At 37.6% G+C, this 5564-nt stretch carries 5 protein-coding genes and 1 CRISPR repeat array; all 5 genes read right to left on the reverse strand.

Features of this window, described 5'->3' with window-relative positions; translation table 11 throughout:
• Window positions 1-388: direct repeats of the CRISPR family, unit length 28 nt; unit sequence TTTCTAAATCATCTAGGCGATGATGAAC.
• Between the two features lie 97 nt (window positions 389-485).
• The 5 genes from cas1f to B3R63_RS08650 are packed head-to-tail and all read right to left on the reverse strand — an operon-like array spanning window position 486 to window position 5209.
• Window positions 486-1439: a type I-F CRISPR-associated endonuclease Cas1f gene (gene cas1f / locus B3R63_RS08630; protein WP_034680308.1), complete on the reverse strand. Its 954-nt coding sequence runs from the start codon at window positions 1437-1439 to the stop codon at window positions 486-488.
• An 11-nt stretch (window positions 1440-1450) separates the two neighbouring features.
• On the reverse strand, window positions 1451-2059 hold the full coding sequence (locus B3R63_RS08635; RefSeq protein ID WP_286729804.1) for a type I-F CRISPR-associated endoribonuclease Cas6/Csy4: 609 nt from the start codon (window positions 2057-2059) through the stop codon (window positions 1451-1453).
• Between the two features lie 2 nt (window positions 2060-2061).
• A complete protein-coding gene (gene csy3 / locus B3R63_RS08640; RefSeq protein ID WP_286729806.1) occupies window positions 2062-3123 on the reverse strand; it encodes a type I-F CRISPR-associated protein Csy3 in 1062 nt (353 codons plus the stop codon).
• A 29-nt stretch (window positions 3124-3152) separates the two neighbouring features.
• Entirely contained in the window at window positions 3153-4046 is an 894-nt protein-coding gene (csy2, locus tag B3R63_RS08645) for a type I-F CRISPR-associated protein Csy2 (RefSeq protein WP_286729807.1), read from the reverse strand.
• Window positions 4043-5209, reverse strand: coding sequence for a hypothetical protein (locus B3R63_RS08650; RefSeq protein ID WP_005026489.1), 1167 nt, complete (start codon window positions 5207-5209; stop codon window positions 4043-4045). Before B3R63_RS08650 ends, csy2 begins: the two co-directional genes overlap by 4 nt.
• Window positions 5210-5564 lie beyond the last annotated feature (355 nt).

The following is a 5564-nucleotide window of genomic DNA, read 5'->3' on the forward strand; positions in this document are numbered from 1 at the left end:
TTTCTAAATCATCTAGGCGATGATGAACAAAATGGTAAGTATGTTGCATATACCCAGCAGTTTCTAAATCATCTAGGCGATGATGAACGTGCAATATTTGTTAAATTTGCAGCTTCAAAGTTTCTAAATCATCTAGGCGATGATGAACATCTTATTAATGGGGGTTTTTAATCCCCCCCGTTTCTAAATCATCTAGGCGATGATGAACGTTCTGCATTATTAGGTGCGGGATTGGGACTATTTCTAAATCATCTAGGCGATGATGAACAATATTCACTAGGCGCAAGTAACATATCAAATTTTCTAAATCATCTAGGCGATGATGAACTGATGAATCAGGCACTAGCTGCAAGCCTTGGTTTTCTAAATCATCTAGGCGATGATGAACTAGAGTTAAGTTAAAACAAAACTCTTGAAATCAATTATATAAGTTTTTAATGAGTGAAAATACTTCGTTATAAAGTATAAAACTTAATTATATGATTTTATTTAATTTTACTACATATGTCAGTAATGAAGCCAAACATGTAATCTAAAATATCTTTGTCTTGGCATGTTTCAATAAGCTGCATTCGGAATTCTTTTTGATTTAATCCTTTTGCTGCACATGTAAAAGCGATTGGCATCACAAAAGCATCTTTCACTAGATCAGCTAGATCAAAGACTAGACCCCCACGACGTGTTTTACCGTGCAAAATAGGGAGAGCAAAGCTAATTCCCATTCCATTTAAAGCAACTGCCGCATAGCCGTAGGCAATATAGTTTCCATGATCGAGGTAGCTGTTGGCTATATCAGCAATAGTATCATGAGAATTTTTTCCTTCATCGCGAATGAACTCAACACCAAAGCCTTTAGCAAGTTGCTTGTATAAAGTTTTGGCCCAACGTCCTTCGGCTGCAAGTAATTCTTGTTGATTTTCGGAACGATCAATATCTTGTTTAAATGTATTTAACGCGTTTTCATCAATGTGAATGCCATACTGGATTAAATCAAAATTCTTTTTCCATGATTCTGATACGAGGGCGATACGTTCAAGTAATAAAATCTTTGCCATAAGTAAGCGTGCATCATCATCTAACCATGCTCTCATCCAAATTTGCATATATTCAGTGGGTCGATATTCACTTTGGGGTGCTAAAAATGTTAAGTCTAATGATGAAAATAAAGGGGAACCACCAGAACCACAAAATCCAACCATGACATTAGATTCTGCTAAACGTCTGGCAGCCGCATCTGTTAATGAACTACCTTTACCAAGTAGCAAAAAGGCTGTGTTTTTCTCTGGAATATTATAAAAATATTCCACAGGCTGTGAGTTCTCCGTCAAGTAAACAATTCGATCATCTTTTAAAACGACACGAACTCTCTCTAAATAAAATACGCAGGCACGCTTTGAAAGCATAAGTGGGCGGCTGCGTTCCTGACGGAGTTGACTCATATTATATTTCCTTAAAAGACGGGTAGGGCAAAAGGACTTTCCTTACGGGCAAGCCCATAGCTATCTGGTAGTCCGTACCCTGCATTTTCGCTGTCCTGCACATCAATAAACACTGTAAAACCATGACCTGTACTGCTGACCACCTGAAAGAAGGGCATTCCTTTGGCAGTTTTTAAGCGTCTATCTCTTAAAGGTTCATTTTGATGAGAAAGCTTTGTACGTTCAGTTTTCTGAGTTGGAATACGAAACTTTCGATAGCTTTTCCAACCAGAAATTTTGGCAGCAGGAACAGGAATTGCGGCACCTAAAACGGTATAGTCGCGAATTTTCCAGTGTCCTTTAATTGCCTCGATTAACCCATCTAACTCCTCCTGTTTTTCTGAAAAAATTCGCAAAATATCAAAGTTAGGTTTAGCTGAGCGACCATGTTTTTTTTCAAACTGTTCCTGCTTCGCTTTCAATTTATCGGATATCTCCAACGCAAGCGCATAATGCGCAGGTAGTTTCCGAAATGCACCATGAATCACGGTATAAATTTGATTACGAATATGGCCAAGTTTTAAATCCGTATCATCTGATGATTCAAGAACACGGATATCCAGATAGTAATTGGCATCCATGATCATTCACCCTCAGAGTACACGCCACCACGAATTAAACATGCAATCAGGAACATGCCTTTTTCGCTGTTTGGATCAAGCTCATCAACTTCTTTTAAAATATCGAATGCAGAAACTTTGTCTTTACCCACACGATAGAAAATCTGTCCTTCTAAGTTTGCACCGTTAGGTTCTACTGCAATTGGCTTTTCATCGTTTTCTTTAAACTGTGGATACCAGGTATCAATTGTTCTTAGCGCATTTCCGATTTTTTGGTCACGTAATGCAGCTTGACCAAGATATTGGTTGTCATTGGCTTTGTGGTCTGGTTTTTTCGGTGTTAATTGATATAAAGATCGGGAGAAACCTTTTGGTTTCTCTTCTAGGTAATTTTGAGAAGGGAAAACTTCTACACCGCCCATTCCGAAGTCAACAATCGCTTCAATATGCAAGGCAGCACTTGTTGATTCACCTGTAATTCCTTTTAACAAAATATCTGCTAGTTTTTGTTCTTGTTCAGACGGTTGATCAAAACTCTTGAGGTTGTAGGAAAGGGCATCAAAACTCAATGTTTCAGGGTGTTCCTGAGCAATCACTTGAATGGTAATGCTTTCAGCGACAATACGATTACGCCATAACCAGCGGCCATTCACGATATTACGTACATAACGACGCACAACTTCTTTAAGTCCATCGCTTTCTTTGGAGCGATTTACAAAACTTAAGAAAGCTTGGCGGAAATTATATTCTTCGCTTTTGTCAGCACCAGCTTTAGACGCACTTGCAAACAGTACATAGCTCAAATCAATAAAACGGAAATCCCATTTCACCAAAAGTTTGGCTTTAGGTTGTAATTTTGCAGATTCGGTTAACTGAATATTGGTGACTTCGCGAGCCAGAGAATTACCTGTTGCAGCACCTTTTTCTTTGTTACCTGCTACGTTTTGAGTCCCTCGAATACCGTGATACATCACGTGTAAAGGTTCTTGTTTGCCATCTTCAAATAAATTAAAAAAAGCCCCATCACTCACCACCGTGCCGCGTTGTAAAGAAAGGCTACCTGGTAATTTCTTAAAAATTGTCATGTAAAAAATTCCTTATGTTCAAAAATGATTTATGCATTAATGCAATTTTGTTTTAAAAGAAAAATGTCGTCTTGCGGCCAGTGGTAGGTCCACAATAGTTTTTGCAAGTTATGCCAAGCGTCATCCTCAGCCTCAGTATTTTTCCTTAGGATCTCGCCTAAAGAAAAATACTGAACAATGCCAGTAAGCGGTTCTGCATAGGCATGTGCTGTCGTTTCCTGATCTTGTGCTTGGCGAATACCAGCTCGTTGGTCTGTGAGTGGCTCAAGTAGGGCGTAACCTAAATTAGTTGCCGATATCCAACTTAAATTTGGGTCATTAAAGAACGTTCTAAGCGCATCTGCTTTTAATGCCAACAGTTGGGTAAATGCCTGAACTCGATTAATTTGTTTACGTTGCTGATATTCAATAAGCAAATCTTGTCGGTCTAAAATGGCAAATCCTGTTTTGATTTTCTTTAGGGCTGCTTCTAATTCATTTTCAGCATGGTTGGTAATATCTAAAAACTCGATAATTTGTCCGCCAGCAAAACGGCTATGTTTAAGTATGTTTGTTAGTTTTTCTGGACTAATCCGAGAGCTACTAAATTTAATCACAAGGCTAAACTCTAAATGACAAGATGCTGTTGGCTGTAAAGACAATATTGGACGTTTGGCTGATTTTTTACCAATATAATCTTGCATATTTATATATGTTGCAGCTCTGCGTTGAGCAGGCGTAAAGCGCCCATAAGCTTGTCCGCCTAAACGCTGTTGGTCATGATGAATATAAATAATGCCTTGTTCTTGAGTGCCTAATTGTCTTGCTAAATGATGTGCAAACATATTGGCTGCAAACAAAGGCACACCACCTAATAACAGGCCATTGGTTTGTATATTTGCATTTTGTACTCGCATACGAGGAATCACGACATAACGACTCATCGAACAATCTCCCGTAAGCGGCGGGCGATATAACCTTCTGAATTGCTATCTAGGCTAATTGATACAGTTTCATTATTTATTTCTATATCAAAGGTTTCATTGGTGATTTTTCTAGCAAGATAATCGGAGAATTTAATTCTCCAGTGATCATCTCTTAGCTCTGGGTCAATCAAACCTTGCAAAACAAATGGAAGGCTCGGATGAACCCAGAATGAAGGACGCTCAATTTCTTCCATACTTGGTAAAATTGATTCAGCTTCTTCTAAAATATTTTTTTGAAAAGTCGCCTGTCTTAAGACATCTTTAGCAAGGATGTTCAGGAAAATAACTTCCTGATCTCGAACATCCCGATTGGTCGAAGGAGCGAAAATCTCGAGGTCATGCCAATTTTGAATGGTATTCGTCGCGGTGATAATAAGTTGGCGATTTAAAATTTCTGACCACTCTTTAATTGCTTCTTTTGCTCGTTTAGTCCCATTAAGCAGTTTTATTTTACGGGATAGTCGTATCGTAAATCCGTTATAGAAAATCGCTAAGGCTTGACGTACTTTTTCACTTGCTTGAGGAGCATCAACTGTAATAGGGCGTTGCATTGAACGCACTAGGCTTCCCACATTTTGTGGATTGGCTCCACCTATGCCAAAAATAGCAGTTTGAATGCGGTTAAACTCACTGTCTTTTTCTTTGCATAATTCATTTACAGCATCAACTTCTTGGTTCACAAGATAATTTACACCAGCAGCAGTAAGTGGGCTTACTGAAACATACTCACCATTTTTAGGAATTAAAAGCTGGCGCATACGTATATCAATGTTTTCTGTACCGGCTTGATACGGCTCATTAAAAATAGATGAAATGGATGGCTTGAGCTGTTCCACTTGTTGTTGAAACTCAGCTTCTTCTGAATGGATGTCATTATTAATCATGGCTGCTTTTACGACTTTAAAAATAGAAGCCGTTTTACCTGCATTTGCCTGATAATCAGTGGGAATCAGGAAGTCTTCATTTAATAAAGTTCGAGCACTGAGATAGGGTAAATCAAGTGCTTGTTGATTACTTAAACGAATCCCGCCTTTTTCAATATTGGAGTTAATCGTTTTTAAACTAAAGTGCACTGATTCTTCTAAAGCGTTTATAAAAATATCAGTTTGTGGTTCAGGCATTATTTTCTCCATTTTTATTATTTAAACAATTTTTAACAGATTTTTTTAAAAATGAAAGTGATGCATGGCATTATTGCGACAAATTAAGTCGTAAGGACAACAGGTTAAAAATACTATATGCTTAATAGTTTTAGCCTAAGATGATTAGGTTAAACTTTGAATTTTTAAAAAATTAAATTTAATTCAATAGCTTATATTATTTTCTTAATTTGAAGGTTTAGATTCATTAAAAAGTCTATACTATTGTTTTTAAGAGCTCTGCTTTGACTTGGCTCTAGTTTGTCATCGCATAGATGATTTAGAAATAGTAATGTTTCTTGTCCTGCTCAGAACTCAAGTTTGTCATCGCATAGAT

Source organism: Acinetobacter sp. UBA1297 (assembly GCF_002307755.1).
Taxonomy (GTDB): Bacteria; Pseudomonadota; Gammaproteobacteria; order Pseudomonadales; family Moraxellaceae; genus Acinetobacter; species Acinetobacter radioresistens.